The following is a 22020-nucleotide window of genomic DNA, read 5'->3' as shown; positions in this document are numbered from 1 at the left end:
TGCTCCTCCTTGTCTAGTCTTCTATTGCAATCCTTAGTACTTCTTCTATTGTTGTTAGTCCTTGCTTAACTTTTAATAAACCATCATCCATAAGAAAAACCATCCCATTTTGAAGTGCGTAATCACGAATAGATGTTGTCGTTTTGTTATTCATCATCATCTGGCGAATTTCATCGTCAATAACCAATATTTCTTGAATTGCGACACGTCCTTGATACCCCGTAGAACCACAAACCTCACAGCCTTTACCACGATATGTTTTACCCATTTTAATACCGCGGCGTATATATAGATTTTTTTCCATTTCTGTTGGTTCATACTCTTCCTTACATTCACGACAAATTTTTCTGACAAGTCGTTGAGCAACGATCCCAGAAAGTGAAGATACAACTAAAAAAGGCTCTATCCCCATATCAATTAACCTGGGAATTGTCGCAATTGCACTATTCGTATGGAGTGTACTTAATACTAAATGCCCTGTTAGCGAAGCTCTAATCGCAATTTCAGCAGTTTCAGCATCACGAATTTCCCCGACCATAACTATATTAGGGTCCTGACGTAAAATTGAACGTAAACCAGTAGCAAAAGTTAGTCCAACATTTGTATTAACTTGTACTTGATTAATGCCTTCGATTTGATATTCAACAGGATCCTCAACCGTAATAATATTAACTTCATCACTATTTAAGTGGTTCAATGCTGCATATAATGTTGAGGTTTTCCCAGAACCCGTAGGTCCAGTAATTAAAATAATACCTGAAGGCTTTGCAATTAAGTTTACAAAATGTTTATAGTTGATTTTATTAAAACCAAGTTGTCCAAGGTTCACTAAGGCAGAACCTAAATCTAAAATTCGTATAACAATTTTCTCTCCATAAACAGTAGGTAATGTTGAAATTCGTAAATCAATCGGATTAAAATCAATCGTAACCTTAATCCTACCATCTTGTGGCAACCTCGTTTCAGTAATATTTAAGTTTGCCATTATTTTAATCCTAGCTGTTAAGACATTTTGTAAATTTTTTGGTAAAGCTCTCTCAGTTTTTAAGAGACCATCGACTCTATACCTAACAAGTAACTTCTTTTCTTGAGGATCAATATGAATATCACTAGCTTTCTTTTGAATTCCATTTAGTAAAATTTGATTGACCAAACGAATGGCTGGCGCATCTTCTTCACCTGCATTGGCTACAGCTGCAGCTAAATCTTCCTCAAGTTGTTCTACAAGAGAGTCTCGCATGGACTCATCTATTGCATAATGTTTGTTAATCGCTTGTAGAATATCTTCTTTAGATGCAATGACTTGTTCAACTTGGAAACCTGTAGACATACGTAAATCATCTAGCGCATTGTAGTCCATCGGATCAGCCATTGCAACGAGAAGTTGATCTCCATTCCTTTTTATTGGGATTAAAATGTTTCTTCGTGCAAGCTCCTTAGGAACAATATTCATTAATGTTGTATCTACAGGATAGCGTTGCAAGGAAATATGAGGTATACCTAATTGAAATTCTAATACTTCAATTAATTGCTGCTCTGTGATTAAACCTCGTTCAAGTAACGCGTCGCCAAGCTTTTGACCTTGTTTTTTCGACCTTAACGTTGCTTCAACTTGATCTTTCTGTAAAAGACCTGCTTCAACAAGTAGGTCGCCTAATCGCTTTCGTTCTTTTGCCATGCAAATACCCCACTTAACAATTAAGTAATATCAGCAAAGGTCGTTAATGAAATTTCATCATTTATTATTCTCGCCACTAAGATCCATCATTTAGTTACGGTAAAACCGATCATAACTAAATATAGCTATAGTGTTTTGGATAATTATGAACTTTTCTCAGTTAATAACCTTTCATTAATTCATCTGCTTCATCAAAATATTGTTCATCTGAACCAATATCATCTTGATCCTCTACGGGCTGCGGTAATAATTCACCTTTGTCTAATTGTTCTTCAATGTCATTAGCATTTCGAAGCTGTTCTAGTCGCTCTTTTATACTCCATTCCTCAACTTGATGGACTGGTGAATAAAAATCTTCAAATAATAAGTACTCTTTAATCAGTTTGTTTGATTCTTTATTTCTTATTTGACGGTACAATTCTACAAAATAACCATTTTTGCCATTTTCAACTATTTGTTTGTCACCTTTCCTACGAGTAGAAGAAAAATGAACCACTTTCCTTGGAACAATGACTTTTTCATTTTTTGTAACAGCTGTAAATTGATATGGTAAAGATACCCCTTCAAGTGAAGCTGTCAATTCATTATTCACCAATGCCAATTTGAGTGTATACGAATAATAATTAGGATTTTCTACAATCAAATCTGCTTGATCAGGTTTAACAACTGAATAATAACCTGCATCTGCATAATTCGGTAAAACCCTCCCACCATGTCGTTCAATAAATTGAAAGTTCGTTTCTAAAAACAAATTGTAAAGAGCAGTAGCTAATACATTTAATGATTCTGTCTCTGTACGTACTGCACCTAGGTCAGCCATAGTTTGAAGCAAAGAAAATCTACTTCTGCCATCAATCACAACGCCATCGAGTTGTTCTACCCATCTTGGGAGTAATAATGTACTTTCAAAATTTGTTGTAACACTACTTGCGACAACTTCAATTGGACGATTAGGTGATACGTAGTCATTTATATCAATAAAAAGTGGGCTTGTACTTAGTAAATTTACATAGGTTTGAACTTCTTCCGTTAGCGAATTTAGATTTATGGTATTAACATCATAAGAAAGAGATTCAATAGCTTTCTTTAATGTCATTGATGAAACATTTGAGTAAAGGTCACCATATCCATTTTCAACACCTTGTAAACTTTCTTGAATGAAAAACTCAATTTGACTAGTATCTAATTCAACTGCTTCATCAAAGTATACGATTGAAAGAGATGCACTACTTTTCCAATTTTCAATTTCACTTCTTACTGCATCTTTAGCTTCAGCTTCTGATAATCCACTAATCGGTATTGAACTTAGCATTGTGCCGTCTGGAAAATAACTTTGTTTAGGGTAGTATGTCTCGATTGCATAAGTTCCACCTACAGAGAACAAACCGATAAAAGAAGTATAAAATAATATTATTAAAAACGTTTTACTAAAAAACCGGTAATCCTTCATACTCCCTTCCTCTCCCTTAATTTAGTAATCTTTTTCAATATCTTCAAAAAGCTTTGTGCGTTTTTTCAAGATACTTTCCTTTAATTCACTTTGCTTATTATTTGCTTCAACATCAACATATTGCTTATCTTTATTTATTTCATCTAATTCAGTCACTTTTTCGGACTTAATTTCATTAAATACGCTTCTTTCATAAAGAGGTAAATGGTATTCTGTTGCTTCTTTATGATCTTCTATTTCATCTTCAAGCATGATCTTTCGAGTACTGCCTGCAAAAAATAGTTCTAGTTCATCTTTACTAGAAGTCCCATTCCTTTCTATTCGTTCATTGTACTCAAAAGACTCCCCCCTATTTTCATCTTCACCTAACAATTCAATCTCTTTATCTTTTGAAATTTTTTCAGAGGGTTCTTCAATGTGAACCATGTTTTCTCCTTCTATTTTTATTTTCTGTATAGGTTCACTTATAATATATTCATTTACTTCAAGATTTTCCTGCTCATCTTGTTGTTTAATAGCTTGATTCTCTTCAGGTGAAGTAAAAGTCTCTTTTAATCTAGGAGTGATTTCCTTCTCTAACGCACTCTCTAAGCCCTCAACAGCAACAGCCTGAACGAGATGATCAATGCTATCTTGACCTAATTGAATATGTGGAGTATTAAGCTCATTTGGTTGTTGTACGTGTTGTTCATTTTTTTCTGTATCTTTCTCACTCACTTCTTTATATACATAAGTATCAACTGCTTCTTGGTTCGTTACTAAATAAGCAAATAGAGCTGTCAATACTAAAAGGCCACCTAAAGCAGCAGGTAATGAAAACATGGAATACATCAAAAAAGTGAGTAGTACATTTACAGCAGCAATACCTATCACCTTTATTAAATACTTACGCTTTACGTTAAAAGGAAAAATTCTAAAAATTAGAACCGAGAAAACAACTCCAATAATGATAAAAATAAACTGTACCAAGGTATGTCACCCTTTATGTTAAAATACGTAACTAATAATATACATCTATATCTTCATTTATTTTCCATTGATTAATATCGTAAAAATACCCTATTTCATTAACTCCTGAACATGATTTAATAAATTGTGGAACATCGTAAACGTTCCATTTTTTTTCAATGTGATCATAAAGATAAGCCGTTCCTCTAATGCATATTTTATTTCCATTACCTCTAAAATCAATTGGACTTGTGAAGTATGCATTTCCACCAACTATTAACTCTGCATTATTACCATTAAAACGAAGCGAAGAGCCACTAACCCAAGCATTTCCACCAACTATCAGTCTAGAATTCCCTGCTAAGACAACTGATTGTGTAAACTTAGGGGAAGTGTATATATAGTTTGATACAGTCTGACCTGAGAGGTTGATCTCTGTATTTATTATATTAAAAGGTAAATTTTCAGGAGGTGGTGGTGGTGGACAAATTTCCCCCTGACATGGACCTATGATTGATTTTTCACCTTCATTTTCTACAACAAAATTTGCTCTAATTAGCTTTTCTGAATTTGAGTTATTATCTACCTTTCCTATACTCTCAATCGGAAGTATAATTTCCTGAAAACCACTGCAATTGGTAAAAAAATCATTAACCTCTTTCTCAAAACTCACCTTATAATAATAAGCCGAATTATTTATGCTTTTTTCAGCAAATGTTTGCTCGATTGGTAAAAGACTAATAAAATTTTCACAAAAAAGTAAATCATGATTTACTGTCTGATTTATAAACCCCGGGTCAGCTTTGGCCTGTTCAATAGCCAGATTTACTATATTTTCAAAATATGCATGTGCGTAATGGATGCCCATTTCAGAAAGATCTTTCGCTTGTGCCATTCCTTCGCTTTTATTTACCTGCAATGATGTACTTAAGGCTTTGGGAATAAGCATTAAGGAAAACAAACTAATTAATACAATAGTTAGGAGGACTATTATTAGAGTATAACCTCGATTATTGAAATATCGTTTCATGTATACCTACCTCCTACAAACGGCTTATAATTGTAGATAGTTCAAATGATTTTGTCGGATCATTTATATCCGTTAATCTTAATTCCTGTACATGTAGCGGCTCTTTTACATTCACTGTAAAAAGAAGACTAATGGATTGTGGATCTGTTATACTAGTATCAATTTCTAAAGTTGAGTTATCTGAAATTAGTTTTACTACAAGATCATAATCTCTACTTATAATTTTTTGATCTCCTATCATAATTTCCCATTCATCATTCTCAGTTTTACTATAGAAAATCTCATAATTATTTTTTTCGTGAGCGTTCGCCAACATCGTTATAATAATATTGGCTTCTTGCCTCAGATCAATATGGGTGTTACTTACTTCCATACTTCGATAACTCTGAATAAGAACACTCGAAACGAGCCCTAAAATAATTATTGAAATTGAAAGGGTAGCTAATAGCTCAATTAATGTTAAACCTTTACTATTTTTTACATACATCAATTAACCTCCACCCCTTACATACCCAAACGTTTCAGACAAAAGTTCTCGTTCTACTAAATGATCAGATGAATATATTTTGACATGAATAAGGTATAAAACTGGACTTGTAAAATTATCAAAAGATTGTTTCGTAATCGTTATTTCTGGAAAATAATAACGATTATTTTCTTTGTAATAACATGTTGTTTCATAGAGAGCCAACTTTAAATCGTCACGATAATTAGTTGGGTAACTTTCACATGAAATGGTTAGTTCAATTCCATTCAGATCAGCATAATCTTCCTCTACGATGTTTAATGTTTTTCTTGCTAAGTTGTAAGCTACAAGTTTTTCTTCATTTTTACCTGAAAATATTAAAGCTTGATTAAAAAAACTAAAAAAAGTTACTAGAATAATTGATAGAATAACCAATGATGCAAGAACTTCAATTAGCGTAAAACCACCTTGACTACCGTAAAATAGCTTAGCCTCAACAGAAGATAATATATTTTTTATTTTTTTTCTAAACATTACCTTCTCCCTTCGAATCTATTTTCTAGGTAGATAGTCCCCAATACTAATATACTATAAAATAAAAGCATTGGGTATTTGTAAAAAGTAGCAAGTACTACTTTTTACATTCATTTCTAAAATAATTTAAGAAATATAACGACCCAGTCACAACTAATACATCATCAGCATGTAATTCTTTTCCTAAGTAATCATAAGCATCAGATACATTTTCAATTACTTTGCTATTCGGATACGAACATTCTTCATAAACTTGGTGTGGATCCATGGAGCGATCATATAAAAAGCTCGTTAAAATAATTTCTTTTGCAAACGTACTAATCGGTTTTAACATATCTTTAATATTCTTATCCTTCATTGCGCAAAAAAGGATGTATACACTTTTAGAAGGAAAAGAATTTGCTAACGTTGTTGCTAAAGCCTCCATCCCTTCTGGATTGTGCCCACCATCAAAGATAATCGTTGGTTGTTCTTGAACGATTTCAATTCGATTAGCGATCTTTGCCTTAACCAACCCGTTTCGAATAGATTTTTCTCCAACCTGAAAACCATTTTTTTCAAGGATACAAATTGCCATCAACGCTAACGCTGCATTTTCTTGTTGGTGGCTTCCTAGCATCCCAGTCTTTAAATTTTGTATAACATAATCTTTGTATTGAAAAGAAAAATGATCTCCGGAACGATCACAAGTAAAGTCTTCTTCAAATTGATAAAGAGTAGCGGAAGCTTCTTTCGCTTTTTTCTTCATTACTTCAATAGCATCTGATTGTTTACACCCTGAAACAACAGGTACACCTTGTTTAATAATACCTGCTTTTTCTTGAGCTACTGCTTCAATTGTATGACCAAGAATATCCATATGATCATGTCCAATATTGGTTATTATTGAGACGAGCGGTTGAATGACATTCGTAGAATCTAATCTACCTCCGAGTCCTGTTTCAATTAGTACAATATCTGGTTTTGCCTTTGTTGCAAAATATTGAAATGCAACAGCAGTCATGATTTCAAACTCTGTTGGTGCCCCTAAGCTTGTTCTTTTTATTTTATTAATAATTGGGCTCAGTTGCTCAACGATAAGAGCAAAGTCAGAATCTGGAATTTCTTTATCATTCACTTGAATTTTATCATTTATTTTACGAATAGCTGGTGAAGTAAACGTCCCTACGGAATACCCCGCTTCCGTAAAAATGGATTTTAAGTAAGTTAGGGTAGAGCCTTTACCATTTGTACCAGCCAAATGAATTGCCGGTATTTTTTTTTCTGGAGAACCAATGTGGACTAATATTTCTTCCATTCGCTCCAAGCCTAAACAAATTCCAAATTTACTAGCCGAATTTACAATATTACATGCTTCATCATAAGAGATCATCGTTCGAGCTCCTTTAAAATTATGTTTCATATTAGTGTATAATATGAATGTCTTACAAGCAAGAAAATTTAAGAATAGGTAGGAGTACAAATGAAAAAAACAGGATGGTTAATTTATAATAAAGAAAGTTCGAAGATAAACGAAGGCTTTATTACATGGTTTATAGAAGAAGCAACAAAACTAAATATTGACCTTCGTTTACTACTAAAAGAGGACCTTAGCTATGGTGTATTAAATCATAGACTATTTATTCTACATAAAGGAGTCACGCTTGAAAAACCCAATTTTGTAATTTCACGAAATAATGACCCGCTACTGAGTAAACAGCTCGAAGATTTACAAATTAAAGTTTATAACTCAGCGTTCACATCAGATATTTGTAATCATAAAGGGAAGACACACCAATTTTTAGCTAATAAAGACATTCCAATGCTAGATACATTATTTATAAATCGGGACGAATTCGAACCCAATTATTTACCATTTCCATATCCGGTCGTCGTCAAAGATGTCACTGGAAGAGGTGGGAATGAAGTGTTTACAGCATCTAGCGTAGAGGAATTAAGGACGTTACTTTGGAAAGTTCAAGCTAAAGAACTAATTATTCAACGAATGGGGGATGTTCCTGGACGTGATGTACGTGTATTTGTAGTAGGAAAAACAATTATTGCTGCAATACTCCGGTATTCTGATAATGATTTTCGTGCTAATTTCTCATTAGGTGGGAAAGCTCGGCTGTACGAGTTATCGAGTGAACAACAGGCGTTAGTACATAAGATCATAGATCAATTTGACGATGAATTTGGCTTTGTCGGTATAGACTTCCTTTTTGCAAAAGATGGTTCATTTATTTTTAATGAAATTGAAGATGTTGCTGGATCACGAACACTTTATGCTCATTCCAATGTTAATATTGTAAAACTTTATTTAGAGTATATTTTGAAAAGTTTAGAGTAACTAATGTACATACTATGCTTAAAAAAGGTAGTGTGATAAATGAGGCATACAGTTACTTTCACAATAGTTTTTTGTTTACTTGGGATGTTATCAATAGGAGTATTGGCTGATAATGAGATACCACCTTATGCTAAATGGGGAAGCATAGCTATTAAAGAAACTATAAAGAAGTATCCAAATGCAAGTGTCATTGATTATCTTCATATAGGGAGAGAAAATAAAACCAATCAGATTTCCATTGAAAAGTTTAAACTATGGCTACGCGAGAATAATCGTGAGTTTGGTGTTTTTGTCGATGTTGAATTTGATCCACAAACTAATCAATTTAGATCTATTTCATTTCGAGAAACAGATAGGTAAAGCAAGAGGGTGCCCAAAAGTGTCAGACACTTTTCGGGCACCCTCTTTAGCTTTATGCTTTCAACTCATCAATTCTTGCTTGCACAGTCGAACGTTTTTCTAAATAGTCTTTTTCTTTTGCTTTCTCTTCTTCAATAACCTTAGCCGGTGCTTTAGAAACGAAGCCTTGGTTATTTAATTTCTTTTGTACACGTTCGACTTCACTATCAAGTCGTTTTAATTCTTTTTCTAGGCGAGAGATTTCTGCATCAAGGTCTAGTAGCCCTGCTAATGGTAAGTACAATTCTACACCAGTAAGAACTGATGACATTGATTTTTCTGGTGCTTGTAAATCAGTACCAAGTATTAATTGATCTGGATTACAGAACTTCTCTAAATAACTACGTCCTTCTTCAAGATTGCTTAGTACTTCGCTATCTTTTGCCTTTATTAACAACTCAATCTTTTTACTCATTGGAACGTTTAACTCTGCTCTTGTATTACGAACAGATCGAATGATTTCCTTAAGTAAATTCATTTTCTTTGTTGCTTCTGGAAAAACTAGCATTTCGTTTCTTACTGGCCAAGGTGCAACTGTAATTGACTCTCCTACGTGCGGAAGGTGCTGCCAAATTTCTTCTGTAATAAACGGCATAAATGGATGCAACAGTTTCATTGTATGATCAAGAACGTAAGCTAAAATTGAACGAGTTGTTTTCTTAGCTTCTTCATCTTCCCCGTACAAAGGTAATTTTGCCATTTCAATATACCAGTCACAGAAATCATCCCAAATAAAGTTATAAAGTAGGCGACCTACTTCACCGAATTCATAGGCATCAATTAATCGTGTAACATTTTCAATTGTTTCTTGTAGGCGTGTCAATATCCACTGATCTGCTATTGACTTTTTGCCAGTAAGATCAATTTCTTCATAAGTTAAGCCTTCCATATTCATTAAAGCAAAACGGGATGCGTTCCAAATTTTATTCCCGAAATTCCATGTTGATTCGACTTTTTCCCAATAAAAACGCAAATCATTTCCCGGGGAACTTCCCGTTGAAAGGAAGAAACGGAGGGCATCGGCACCATATTTGTCAATGACATCCATCGGATCAACACCATTTCCTAATGACTTACTCATTTTACGTCCCTCAGAATCGCGTACTAATCCGTGAATAAGCACGTCTTTGAATGGACGTTCACCAGTAAACTCTAAACCTTGGAAAATCATTCGCGCAACCCAGAAATAAATAATATCATAGCCAGTTACTAGAACGTCTGTAGAATAATAACGGTTAAAGTCAGCCGCATCTTTATCTGGCCAACCCATTGTAGAAAATGGCCATAACGCTGATGAAAACCATGTATCAAGAACATCTTCGTCTTGTGTCCAATTTTCAAGATCTGCTGGTGCTTCATGACCAACATATACTTCTTTCGTCTCTTTATGGTACCAAGCAGGAATGCGGTGACCCCACCATAGCTGACGAGAAATACACCAATCACGAATATTTTCAATCCAGTGTAAATAAGTCTTTTCAAAGCGTTCAGGAACAAAATTGACTTTCCCTTCCGACTTTTGTAACTTAATCGCTTCTTCAGCAAGAGGTCCCATACGAACAAACCATTGTGTTGAAAGATATGGCTCGACAACAGCTCCACTACGTTCTGAGTGACCAACTGAATGCATATGTTCTTCAATTTTAAATAATACTTCTGCATCTTGTAGGTCTTTTACAATTTGCTTACGGCACTCAAAACGATCTAAACCTTCATACTTACCCGCATTTTCATTCATTTTACCTGACTCATCCATAACAAGGATGCGTTCAAGATTATGACGGTTCCCAATTTCAAAATCATTTGGATCATGGGCTGGAGTAATCTTTACAGCTCCGGAACCAAATTCCATATCTACATAATCATCAGCAACAATTTCAATTTCACGACCTACTATAGGAAGCTTAACTTTTTTACCTATTAAATGTTGATAACGAGTATCTTCAGGGTGAACAGCTACAGCAGTATCACCTAACATTGTTTCGGGACGAGTTGTCGCGACTTCAATATAACCCGTTCCATCGGCTAACGGATATTTCATGTGGTAGAAGGCACCTTGAACGTCTTTATAAATAACTTCAATATCCGATAATGCCGTTTTTGTTTGTGGGTCCCAGTTAATGATGTACTCGCCACGGTAAATTAGCCCTTTTTCATATAGTTTAACAAACACTTCACGAACAGCTTTTGATAAGCCCTCATCTAATGTAAAACGTTCACGAGAATAGTCTAATGAAAGCCCAAGCTTTGACCATTGCTTACGAATAAAATCAGCGTACTCGTGCTTCCATTCCCAAGATTTTTCTAAAAACTTCTCACGACCTAAGTCATAACGGCTTAAACCTTCTTCACGAAGTTTCCCTTCAACCTTTGCTTGTGTCGCAATACCAGCATGATCCATTCCAGGAAGCCAAAGTGCATCATAACCTTGCATTCGTTTTGTGCGAATTAAAATATCTTGTAAAGTTGTATCCCAAGCGTGACCTAAATGCAGCTTTCCAGTCACGTTTGGTGGTGGAATTACAATTGTATATGGCTTTTTACCTTCTTCACCTTTCGCTTCGAAAAATTTCCCATCTAACCAGAACGGATACCATTTCGCTTCCGTATCTTTTGGATCATACTTTGTTGGCATTGATAAATCTTGATTTACCATCTCTTATTTCCTCCCTTTTAAGAAAAGTGCAAGCACCTTATTCACACACTAAAAGCACTGGAAATTTATTACATAAGTAAGTTAAAGTGCCTTCAAATGAATAAACGCTGGCTATCCACCTTTCAAACCTAAATAAGTTATTTTTTCAAAATAAAAAAACTCCCCCCATCCTCAAAGGACGAAGAGAGTAGATTCGCGGTACCACCTTTGTTTGCTATAATTCTAATAAAAATGAATTTAAATAGCACACTTCATTTATGTAACGGTTATGTAACCGGCTTTTCTTACTAGTTTAAAAATTTCAGAAAAGCAGCTCCAGGGCGACCTTCCATTTTTCGTACCAAAAAAATCTCTCAGCAAAAGATACCTCACTAGTAGGTAACTTTGATTTTTCTCTCTGATGGTCTTACAAATGTACTCTTCCCATTCTAAGCAGATAAATATTCACTTCAAATGTGTAATAATATTTTACATGTAATAACAAAAAAACGTCAATAGGTGACATCAAAATTTACTAGCATTATTTCCAAAATTTCTTGTTCCATACATGAAATAAATATTTTGACGTTCCATTGAACAATAAATTCATATTCCCGTTCTCACATCTCAGTTAATCTAATTGTTTTCAATTTAATTTAAAAATAATATTCACTCGCCTAACTTAGTAGCATATCATAAATATTAGAGAAGCTTTACTTCTAGCAAAGTCACTGATGTAAGAAACGTTTGTTTACTTAAGCTCTTGTTAGAAAAAGAATTACTTTCATTTCAGTGAATTTCATAATGAGCCGTATTCATCTATATCTAGTACGAATAGTTTAGCGTAAATAGTTATAGTATCTTAGTAGAGAAAATATTGAATGAGATTCATTATACGAATAAGAAATATAAAATAAGGAGGATGACTTTTGGTGTTTAAAAAAGGTAAATATCGACTTCCTCTTTGGTTACGGAGAGTTCGTGATGCTGGCTATCAATTTTTAATCCCATTATCAATGTTTCAACTAATTAGAACAATTCTGTTTCCTACAACCATTGATGTAGTTCTCCTGGCCATACTAGTTGTGTTATATTTAACGTACGTTGCTGGAGTACTATAACAAATCTCGGTGAAGAACAAACAAGAATACCTTTTCGACTGAAAGTAACACTTTGTAGTAAAATCTTCTAGAACAAGGAGTATATTTATAAGCTTAATAGAGGTAAGTAATTAGGATTCTTGTTGGCGCTCAAAAGTAGTTTCACACCATTCTTTCATAAAGCTGAACTTCAATCAGTGGGAGGTTTTCGTTCATCCCCCACTGATTGTTAGTTCAACTTATACCACAGGCATCAGAATAACTAATCATCAGCTTCACTGATGAAAGTTATTCTATATCGGACCTTTAGAGGCAGTTAATCCCCCACCTAAACTTCTCGATTTTCTTACGTTTTGAGGTGGGGGTCTTAGTGCCCCTTAAGAGTGGGATAAACCTTAAGAAAGCAGTCAACCTATTCAGATGGTTGACTGCTTTCTTTCTTCAGCAATATATTATGAATAAAGTGATTAACTCTTGTCATTGTGATGATACGTTTTTCAAGAATTTGTACATATTGTAATTCAGTTATACTACCATCTCTACGATTATAATGATCGACACAGTGATAGATAAGCTCAGGATAAATTAAATAGCTTGCAAATAATTTCTTCTCTTCCTCCTCAAGGAGTAAGTACCTCTCGTATGTCCCAAGCCATTCAACTCCTTGATCTTCTTTCCACAACGTATACTGGAAAGATTTCCGAAAAGAAATGGCTAAATCTCTAACTGGTGTATCTAATACTGCTTTTTCAAAATTGAATAAATAACCATATCCATTTGGATGATAGAAGATATGAGAACGATCTAACTTGCCATGACAGAGTACAGCACGAAAAGTTTGTTTTTCAAGACAGTCATCATACCATTCCTTTAAGTAATTTGAAGCAGTATTTGCTAATTGCTCCATTCTGCTGTAGTGGGTTAGGAACGTAAGCTCAAAGGGTGACATATACGTTTTTCGTTCACATAGTTCTGCAAAGTATTCCATTTCTAACCGTCGCTTTTCCCATCTTTTCAGTAATTCGTGATATGAATTTTCAATTGTATCTTTTGAAAATTCTTGAGGTTTTACGGTTAAGCTATGAAGTTTTCCCAACTGTCGAAACAAAATTATTTCTTTTTTTTCATCAGGTACTTCAGCTTCTTCCCAAAACCATGGCTGTAAATAGAACGTTTTATTACCGTGAGTAATCGTTAAGTCTCCATATTTAGTAGGTATGACTGGAACTACTTGATAATAATCAATTTTTTCTAATCTTCTCATTACATGAGAAAACCAATTAGCTTGCTCCTGTATCATATTAGACTCTTTTAATGCAAAAGTACCTTTAGGAGAGGTAATTTTTTTTACTTTGCCAAATTGCTCAATTTTTCCTGGATACAAATCATACTGAAAAAGAATATGCCCTATAGAGTTTCGGGGGGCTGCATTATTAATCATTTGGCCACCACCTTTTCTCCGTCTTTTTCAATCCACTTACTTAATAAAATCACTAGTTCTCGAGTTGTTTTCCACCTACTGAAATATTGATTAATAATTTCTGGCATTTCATTAACATCTTTGCATGTAAATAATTTAGTAACTGTCTCTTCAAACTCATGTGGCATTAACAATTCTGATAACAACAATAGGCCTTGATCTTCTTTTAATGAAAAGCACCGATGAATCGAATCAAGTAATTCTACTGTTGAGTGATGCCCATTCTTACCATACCAATTCTCTAGTAGATTTCTAATTGTTTTATAACCTCTTATCGGCTGTTCACTGCCAGAAATCCAATACAAGTGATAAAAGACTTGCCTTGCATCTTCTAGTCTTGAAAAATTTATTAGGATAGGAAGTTTCCTTTCTTGGACACGTTTTTGTATCAAATTTGCTTTTTGGTTTCTCCTTTTCGCTTCAATATAGCTTCGCTCTAATACAAGCTTAGCCATTGGATCGAGTAAGGAGAGCTGCTCAAGGCTCCCCCTTACTGTTTTTAATGGCAAAGGTTCACTTTTTTTGAAGCACTGATTTTCTTCACTTTGGTTTATACCATAAGTCAAAGCATGACCGATTAACCTTCCCCACTCTTGTTCTTTTCCCTTAGTCGGATAAGGTTCATCAATTTCATCATGAATAGAAACCAAGTCTGTATCACAAATGAAAAATGGCTTCCTATCTCTCGTACGGATCATACGGTCTAACAAAAATCCAGACTGTTTACTAATTTCATCACGCCAATTAACATGCCACTCGAGTAGCTGTTTATCTTTCCAAATACGGATCCTTTTCTTACCTCTTTCACTTTGAAAAATCGTATTTTCCTTTATCCACGTTAATTCAGAAAGGTCATATTCCATTTTGATTTGACTTAACATATCCATAATTATTTCTCCCTATCCTATTGCTTATTGTGGAACTGGAATATATAAAATCTGACCTTCTTGTACTTCTGCATCATTTAGTCGATTAACCTTAATGAGAGCACTTTGTGTAATTTCATACCTTGCTGCAATTGTATCTAATGTTTCGCTTTCTTGGATGATGCACATTTTTAATTTCTTAAATTCTTCCTCTTCACCTTTTGAAAGCATTTTTGTTAAGTACAAAGCATTCTCTTCTCTAGGCGGTGTTTCTACTTTTTCTTGCTCTTCATCAACTAGAGAAACTTCAGTAACTTCAACTTCTGCTTCCTCATGTCTCTCTTCATTTTTGACAACTTGCTTCCTATCACCAGCAAGGCTTTTTAACGTACTAAATGATTGATCTTTCTCTTCTAGTGGTTCTTCATTCTCTCCTACCACTACTTCTTGTTTAGGGCGTTCTTTTATCACCCCAAATGCTATTGCTGGTGATTTCACTTCTTCAGTAACTTCGTTTGTTACCTCAACTTCCTCAATTACTTCATCTGTTTCTTCTGCTACAACCTTATCTATATCTACTTCTGTATCCTCTCCTGTTCTTTCTTCTTCTTGTTCATCATTTTCTTCTAAGATAGCTTCTACCGGTTCTTCAACTTCTTCTAGGACTTCCTCTTCTGTATCCTCTTCTGTTCTTTCTTCTTCTTGTTTATCATTTTCTTCTAAGATAGCTTCTACCGGTTCTTCAATTTCTTCTAGGACTTCTTCTTCGTTCTCTACGGAACTAACTTCTTCAATATTGATTTCTAATTCGCTTTCTTCATATCGAACTTCTTCACTAGGAAATGGTACTACAGTATCTTGCTGATTATATGCTTCATAATGGAAAGTACGTTCTTCATTTTCCAGCGATGTATCTTGTTCTTTTGTATCTGTTTCTTCTTCATAGTATGAGTTTAAAGTATCAACTGCCGATTCTTCTGAATATTGGGCATCTCTTTGAGCATTTCCTGAAGACATTCCCGTAATTGCAATATCTGCAGTTAGCTGAATACAACCTCTTTCCGGTAAATCGTAATCAAAAGACTCAACTATCACATATATTTCGTCTAAACTCCTAATTCGTTCCTGTGGAATGGTCACATCAATTGGGAAATAATGCTTAATTTCACCCGTACCGTCTGAATTTAAAGTTACTTCTTCAATTGAACGATAAGCTACTTGATCACTAAGAGAGTCACTTTCCTTTTCACTAGAATTGCTATTACCATTGGAGCGGTATTCACCAGTTAGCTTTAATCCACCTCGAATTAAAACGTAATCTCCATTTTCTTGCACTGTTATTTCCGGATCTAGTGACAAAGATACAATTTCGTCTACTTCCTGACCTTTATTTAGCCACACTGATTCTTCGATGGAAAATGATAGCTTTGATGAGTGATCTTGTGTCAACTACCTCTCCTCCTCTATTTAAATTAAAGTAATTCCGCAAAAACTTAAGGACACGTCCTCGTTAAACGGACTTATACCAATACGTTACAGATGTATGACAAGACTCAGTAAAATATGATCATTTTTATTAATTTCTAAATTAACGCATGTATCAACGATTAGAATTTATTAAAATAAATTAATTAAAACGTAAAGAGACCAAGCTATGAGCTTGGCCTCTTAATATTTATATTTTTTGGGTGCATATGAAGTTATATTTTATTCAACTAATTTTGCAAAAACCTTATTAGCTGCTGCAATCGTTTTTTCAATATCTTCATCGGTATGTTTAGTCGAAAGGAACATACCTTCAAATTGTGAAGGTGGTAAAGATATTCCTTCTTCAATCATGTAACGGAAATAAGTTGCGAAACGCTCAAGATCAGATGTCTTGGCTTTATCGTAATTAATCACTTCTTCTCCTGTAAAGAAAAAGCCAACCATAGACCCCGCCTGACTTGTATAATGTGGGATCCCAAATTTAGTTGCCGCTTCTGATAAACCGCTAGCTAATTTAATACCAAGGCGTTCAAACTCAGCATAGTGAGCTTCCGTTAGTTGCGATAGAGTCTCGTATCCTGCAGTCATCGCCAAAGGATTTCCAGAAAGTGTACCAGCTTGATATATCGGGCCACTTGGGGCAATCATCTCCATAATTTCACGTTTACCACCGTACGCTCCTACCGGGAGTCCCCCACCAATTACTTTTCCTAAACAAGTAAGGTCTGGAGTAATTCCAAGTACACCTTGTGCACAATGGTAGCCAACACGGAAACCTGTCATTACCTCATCAAAAATAAGGAGCGTACCATTTTGTTCGGTAATTTCACGGACGCTTTCTAAAAAGCCCGGTAAAGGACGTACAACTCCCATGTTACCAGCAACTGGTTCTATAATTACAGCGGCAATGTCATCACCATATTGTTCAAAAGCATACCGCAAGCTTTCTAAATCGTTGTATGGGACAGTTAACGTATTCATAGCTACTGCTTCAGGTACTCCAGGGCTATCCGGTAAACCAAGAGTTGCTACACCGGAACCTGCTTTAATAAGGAGGGAATCTCCATGTCCATGATAACAGCCCTCAAACTTAATGATTTTATTTCGCCCTGTATAGCCCCGAGCTAAACGTAATGCGCTCATTGTAGCTTCCGTACCAGAGTTAACCATGCGAACAACTTCAACAGAAGGAACACGGCTGATTACAAGTTCAGCCATTTTTGTTTCTAATTCACTAGGAGCACCAAAGCTAGTTCCTAATTCAGCAGTCTTTTTTAAAGCTTCAACGACTTGCTCATCAGCATGGCCTAATACGAGTGGACCCCATGAAAGTACATAATCAATATACTCATTGCCATCAATATCATAAATTTTAGACCCTTTCCCTCGTTCCATAAATATAGGATCCATTTTTACTGATTTAAACGCGCGTACAGGACTATTAACCCCCCCTGGCATTAATGATTTTGCTCTATTAAATGCGGCCGTCGATTTTTCAAATGATTTCATTTATATCCCCCTCTACAATGTAAATATCATATTTTTTGCTAGATGAGTGAATTTCATAATTCTTTAGAGAACTCGTTCTAGCTTCGCTAGAACATCGGAAATTCAGATGGAGTCTCAACTCCACCTGAATGGAAGTTCCCACCTACGCTACGCTTAGAGGTGGGGGTCTATGACCCTTAAGTTCAAATTCGTTTGATTAAGCGTTAAACTATATCTAGTTGAAAACTCAACCAGATATAGTATCTTAAGTTACGTAAATATGTATTATGAGATTCAAAAATATTTAAAGTTATTCGCTTAACCATCTTGCTACATCTTTAGCGAAGTATGTAATGATTAAATCAGCACCCGCACGTTTCATGCTTATTAGTTTTTCCATCACTACAGCTTTTTCATCAATCCAGCCATTTAAGCTTGCACCTTTAATCATCGAATACTCACCACTTACATTATAAGCTACTACTGGGTACGTAAAGTTATCCTTTACTTCACGAATAATATCTAGGTACGATAGTGCCGGTTTTACAATTAAGAAGTCAGCTCCCTCAAGGACATCGCTCTCGGCTTCACGTAGTGCTTCTAAGCGATTAGCTGGATCCATTTGATACGTTTTTCGATCACCAAATGATGGCGCACTATGAGCTGCATCACGAAACGGTCCATAAAATGAAGAAGAGTATTTCACCGCATATGACATAATCGGAATATGACTAAAGCCAGCTTCATCTAAGCCCACTCGAATTGCAGCAACAAATCCATCCATCATATTTGAAGGGGCAATTACATCAGCCCCTGCCTCCGCTTGAGAGACAGCTGTTTTACTGAGAAGTTCAAGAGTCGGATCATTCAAGATGATGCCTTCTTCTATTACGCCACAATGTCCGTGGTTTGTAAATTGGCAGAGGCATGTATCAGCAATAACCACTAACTCTTTATTTACCTCTTTAATTTTTTTAATAGCTTTTTGAACAATACCATTTTCACAATATGCACTTGTACCTACTTCATCTTTTTCTTTCGGAACACCAAATACAATTACTGAGACGATACCTAAATCTGTAAGTGTTTGAATTTCTTCTTCTAATAAATCTAAAGAAATTTGATATACTCCAGGCATTGAAGAAACTTCATTTTTAATATTTTCTCCTTCTTTAACAAAGATAGGATATATTAAGTCCTCTTTTTTTAAAACTGTTTCTCTGACCATTGAACGAAGGTTTTTTGACGATCGTAAACGGCGATGTCTTTTATACTCTAACATTTATTTTTCCTCCTTTAGCTTGTCCATCACACTAATAAGCATGCCATTGATAGTATATTCACTTGGTTCTGTATGGACAGGTACGTGATGTTTTTTCATCGTTTTTGTTGTAATCGGTCCAATAGAAGCAAAAATTAAGTTACCTAAATAATTTCGCCAATCAGAACCTTCAAGAAGTTGAATAAAATTTTCAACTGTCGATGAACTAGTAAAAGTAACTACATCAATTTCTTGATTTTTTATCGCTCTATACAACTCATCTTTCGAATTTGTATCAATAACAGTTTCATAAACATCAAGCTCCGTTACTTTTATTTCATTCTCACGTAAACGTTTCGGTAAGATATCCCTTGCTAAGTTTCCGCGAGGAATTAGTACCCGTTCCCCTTCAATTAAAACATTAAGCAGACAATCAACCAAACTTTCAGCAACATATAATTCCGGAATTAGATCAGCTTTTAAACCGTATGGTGCTAAAGCATTCTCTGTCTTTTTCCCTACCACTGCAATTTTACATGTAGGCGGTATATTCGGACTACCGTTTACTAAATTCAATTCATCAAAAAAGAAATCAACCCCATTTTTACTTGTAAATATTAACCACTGATATGTATGTAAAAGGCGTAATTCTTTGTGGATAATAGTCTTATCTTTTACTGCTTTGCACGTTATTAACGGCATTTCAACTGGAATTCCACCATATTTCTCTATTTGTAATGAGAGAGCAGAAGCTTGCGCCTTTGCCCTCGTCACTAATATTCTCTTTCCTTTAAGTTCCATTACTTTTCTAGCTCTTTTATAACTTCGTCTAATATTTCTTTTGCGCCTTTATCAAGTAGTTTCACAGCTAACTGTTCACCTAAACTTTGTGCGTCTTTACCTACCATTCTTTCATGTAAAATTACTTTTCCATCTGGTGAACCTACAAGACCAACTAAGACAATTTCATCGTTTTCATTTAGTTCAGCGTAGCCTGCGATTGGCACTTGACATCCACCTTCGATTTTATGAAGAAATGCTCGTTCTGCCATAACACAGCGATTTGTGTTTTCATCAGTAAATTTATTTAAAAGCTCTTTAAGTTCAACATCGTCTGCACGACACTCGATACCTAATGCTCCTTGACCAACAGCTGGTAAACATAGTTCCGTAGAGATATACTCAGTTACAACATCAGCACTCCATCCCATACGCGCCAAACCTGCGGCAGCTAGAATAATCGCATCGTATTCTCCTTCTCTACACTTACGTAATCTAGAATCTATATTCCCTCGAATCCATTTAACTTCCAAATCAGGACGTTTCGCTAAAACTTGAGCGGAACGTCTTAAACTACTCGTACCTACAACAGAACCTGCTTCAATTTCCATTAGGCCTTTGCCATTATTGGAAATCCATGCATCACGTGGATCAACACGTTTTGGTACACTACCAATTGTAAGTCCTTCCTGTAGGATCGCTGGCATATCTTTCATACTATGAACTGCCATATCTATTTCTTTATTAAGCATTGCTTGCTCAATTTCTTTAACAAATAAACCTTTACCACCCACTTTAGATAAAGTTACATTTAATATTTGATCCCCTTTTGTAACAATCTTTTTTACTTCGAAATCAAATGGAGCCCCTAATTTTTTTAGCTGATCAATAACCCAATTTGTTTGTGTTAATGCTAATTGACTTTGTCTTGAACCTACAATAATTTTTCGCATATAAACCCCCGTGTATGAATTCAATTAAGAAAAAGATTACATTTTGTAAACTCGTTTGAGATGAAACACCAATAATTCTAACTGTTCATTTCTTTATTTTATATATTATCTCTTTAAGAAGCTATATAATTGCTTCTTCCGAGAGAACTCGTTCTAGCTTCGCTAGAACGTCGGAAATTCAGATGGAGTCTCAACTTCACCTGAATGGAAGTTCCCACCTACGCTACGCTTAGAGGTGGGGGTCTATGACCCTTAAGTTCAAATCAGTTTGATTAAATACCTTTGGCACATGAACAAAGCAAATCGTTTTCTAGTACCAGAGATGGAACTTAGAAAGTGAACCTGATAGGAAATAATTAATTAACACTAATAAAAATCCAGCAATATTTAATAAAACAAGTGAATAACCTCTAATTTTTTTTACTACTCTTTGATACAAGTAATATCCATAAACAAAGAGTACTAGTACGGAGGTAACAATTTTTGCATCAAACCAAGGTACCTGTTCTAATGATAATGCAGCCCATACTAAACCTAAAAAAACCCCCATCAATAATAACGGAAATCCTAGTACAGTAAACATAAAGACTAAATGTTCTGATTTGGATAAGTCTCCAAAACGAAACAATCTTTTAGACCATCTTTTCTTCTTTAACATTTGATGCTGGTAGTAGTACATAATTGAAAATATAAATGCAAACGTAAATGATCCATACGCAAGCAATATTAATGTTACATGGATAAAAAGTAATTCTACAATTAATAGTTCTTGTAAGTTAGGCGAAATATCACCAGTTGGAATAAAAACACTAAAAGCCATAATTGCAAATCCGAATATATTAGTAAAGAATACGAAGAAGTCCACTTTGAAAAACCAATTTATTACTAAAGAAACACTAACGATAATCCAAGCATAAAAAAACAATCCTTCAAAAGAAGTCATTAATGGGAGTCGATTATATTCGAGCATCCGTAAAACAAAGAAAATTGTCTGTAGTACCCAGACAATAGAAAGCAACCAGAAGGAAATTCGATTAACCTTCTGGTTGTTCTGTAAGAAATCAATAAAATAACCTATAACACTTAAACAATATAATATCACAGTGAATATATATATAAAATTCATACTTAACAT

Annotated in this window: 19 protein-coding genes and 1 other annotated feature; of the genes, 3 read left to right on the top strand and 16 right to left on the bottom strand. The window is 34.8% G+C overall.

What is annotated here, in order from left to right; genetic code table 11:
• Positions 1 to 13 precede the first annotated feature (13 nt).
• The 7 genes from BKP45_RS12370 to BKP45_RS12340 all read right to left on the bottom strand — a co-directional run bounded on the left by BKP45_RS12370 (position 14) and on the right by BKP45_RS12340 (position 7478).
• The gene (locus BKP45_RS12370) at positions 14 to 1678 is read right to left on the bottom strand and encodes a GspE/PulE family protein (protein WP_071389976.1); all 1665 of its coding nucleotides are present in this window, start codon (positions 1676 to 1678) and stop codon (positions 14 to 16) included.
• 160 nt (positions 1679 to 1838) lie between these two features.
• Complete coding sequence (locus tag BKP45_RS12365; RefSeq protein WP_071389975.1) at positions 1839 to 3128, bottom strand: VanW family protein; 1290 nt, start codon at positions 3126 to 3128, stop codon at positions 1839 to 1841.
• Positions 3129 to 3149: 21 nt separating this feature from the next.
• Positions 3150 to 4097: a hypothetical protein gene (locus BKP45_RS12360; protein ID WP_071389974.1), complete on the bottom strand. Its 948-nt coding sequence runs from the start codon at positions 4095 to 4097 to the stop codon at positions 3150 to 3152.
• 31 nt (positions 4098 to 4128) lie between these two features.
• Positions 4129 to 5106, bottom strand: coding sequence for a type II secretion system protein (locus BKP45_RS12355; protein ID WP_071389973.1), 978 nt, complete (start codon positions 5104 to 5106; stop codon positions 4129 to 4131).
• Between the two features lie 13 nt (positions 5107 to 5119).
• A complete protein-coding gene (locus BKP45_RS12350) occupies positions 5120 to 5593 on the bottom strand; it encodes a PilW family protein (protein ID WP_071389972.1) in 474 nt (157 codons plus the stop codon).
• Positions 5594 to 5596: 3 nt separating this feature from the next.
• Positions 5597 to 6106, bottom strand: coding sequence for a type IV pilus modification PilV family protein (locus tag BKP45_RS12345; RefSeq protein WP_071389971.1), 510 nt, complete (start codon positions 6104 to 6106; stop codon positions 5597 to 5599).
• Between the two features lie 97 nt (positions 6107 to 6203).
• Positions 6204 to 7478, bottom strand: a complete 1275-nt coding sequence (locus BKP45_RS12340; RefSeq protein WP_071389970.1) for a bifunctional folylpolyglutamate synthase/dihydrofolate synthase — start codon at positions 7476 to 7478, stop codon at positions 6204 to 6206.
• Between the two features lie 90 nt (positions 7479 to 7568).
• Between BKP45_RS12340 and BKP45_RS12335 the strand changes: the two genes are divergently transcribed.
• Both BKP45_RS12335 and BKP45_RS12330 read left to right on the top strand, forming a co-directional pair.
• Positions 7569 to 8435: an ATP-grasp domain-containing protein gene (locus BKP45_RS12335; RefSeq protein ID WP_071389969.1), complete on the top strand. Its 867-nt coding sequence runs from the start codon at positions 7569 to 7571 to the stop codon at positions 8433 to 8435.
• A gap of 84 nt (positions 8436 to 8519) precedes the next feature.
• A complete protein-coding gene (locus BKP45_RS12330) occupies positions 8520 to 8795 on the top strand; it encodes a YqzG/YhdC family protein (RefSeq protein WP_245747469.1) in 276 nt (91 codons plus the stop codon).
• A gap of 52 nt (positions 8796 to 8847) precedes the next feature.
• Here BKP45_RS12330 and BKP45_RS12325 read toward each other — a convergent pair whose 3' ends face one another.
• The gene (locus BKP45_RS12325) at positions 8848 to 11490 is read right to left on the bottom strand and encodes a valine--tRNA ligase (protein ID WP_071389967.1); all 2643 of its coding nucleotides are present in this window, start codon (positions 11488 to 11490) and stop codon (positions 8848 to 8850) included.
• A gap of 171 nt (positions 11491 to 11661) precedes the next feature.
• Positions 11662 to 11930: a binding site (T-box leader), on the bottom strand.
• Positions 11931 to 12401: 471 nt separating this feature from the next.
• Here BKP45_RS12325 and BKP45_RS12320 point away from each other — a divergent pair.
• The gene (locus tag BKP45_RS12320) at positions 12402 to 12590 is read left to right on the top strand and encodes a hypothetical protein (RefSeq protein ID WP_407639598.1); all 189 of its coding nucleotides are present in this window, start codon (positions 12402 to 12404) and stop codon (positions 12588 to 12590) included.
• A 391-nt stretch (positions 12591 to 12981) separates the two neighbouring features.
• Here the strand turns inward: BKP45_RS12320 and ysxE are convergent, their stop codons facing one another.
• The 8 genes from ysxE to BKP45_RS12280 all read right to left on the bottom strand — a co-directional run bounded on the left by ysxE (position 12982) and on the right by BKP45_RS12280 (position 22020).
• Entirely contained in the window at positions 12982 to 14010 is a 1029-nt protein-coding gene (gene ysxE, locus BKP45_RS12315) for a spore coat protein YsxE (RefSeq protein ID WP_071389965.1), read from the bottom strand.
• Positions 14007 to 14936 (bottom strand): hypothetical protein, encoded by a 930-nt coding sequence (locus tag BKP45_RS12310; protein ID WP_071389964.1) that lies wholly within the window; start codon positions 14934 to 14936, stop codon positions 14007 to 14009. Before BKP45_RS12310 ends, ysxE begins: the two co-directional genes overlap by 4 nt.
• A 24-nt stretch (positions 14937 to 14960) precedes the next feature.
• Positions 14961 to 16364, bottom strand: coding sequence for a stage VI sporulation protein D (spoVID, locus tag BKP45_RS12305; protein WP_071389963.1), 1404 nt, complete (start codon positions 16362 to 16364; stop codon positions 14961 to 14963).
• A gap of 258 nt (positions 16365 to 16622) precedes the next feature.
• Positions 16623 to 17912, bottom strand: a complete 1290-nt coding sequence (hemL, locus tag BKP45_RS12300) for a glutamate-1-semialdehyde 2,1-aminomutase (protein ID WP_071389962.1) — start codon at positions 17910 to 17912, stop codon at positions 16623 to 16625.
• A 289-nt stretch (positions 17913 to 18201) separates the two neighbouring features.
• On the bottom strand, positions 18202 to 19173 hold the full coding sequence (hemB, locus tag BKP45_RS12295; RefSeq protein ID WP_071389961.1) for a porphobilinogen synthase: 972 nt from the start codon (positions 19171 to 19173) through the stop codon (positions 18202 to 18204).
• Positions 19174 to 19953, bottom strand: coding sequence for a uroporphyrinogen-III synthase (locus BKP45_RS12290; protein ID WP_071389960.1), 780 nt, complete (start codon positions 19951 to 19953; stop codon positions 19174 to 19176).
• Positions 19953 to 20885 (bottom strand): hydroxymethylbilane synthase, encoded by a 933-nt coding sequence (gene hemC, locus BKP45_RS12285; RefSeq protein ID WP_071389959.1) that lies wholly within the window; start codon positions 20883 to 20885, stop codon positions 19953 to 19955. The genes BKP45_RS12290 and hemC overlap by 1 nt, the downstream gene beginning before the upstream one ends.
• Positions 20886 to 21195: 310 nt before the next feature.
• Entirely contained in the window at positions 21196 to 22020 is an 825-nt protein-coding gene (locus BKP45_RS12280; protein ID WP_071389958.1) for a cytochrome C assembly family protein, read from the bottom strand.

The sequence above is a fragment of the Anaerobacillus alkalidiazotrophicus genome (assembly GCF_001866055.1).
The sequence above is the reverse complement of the archived record's forward strand: the minus strand, read 5'-3'. Positions and strand labels throughout refer to the sequence as shown.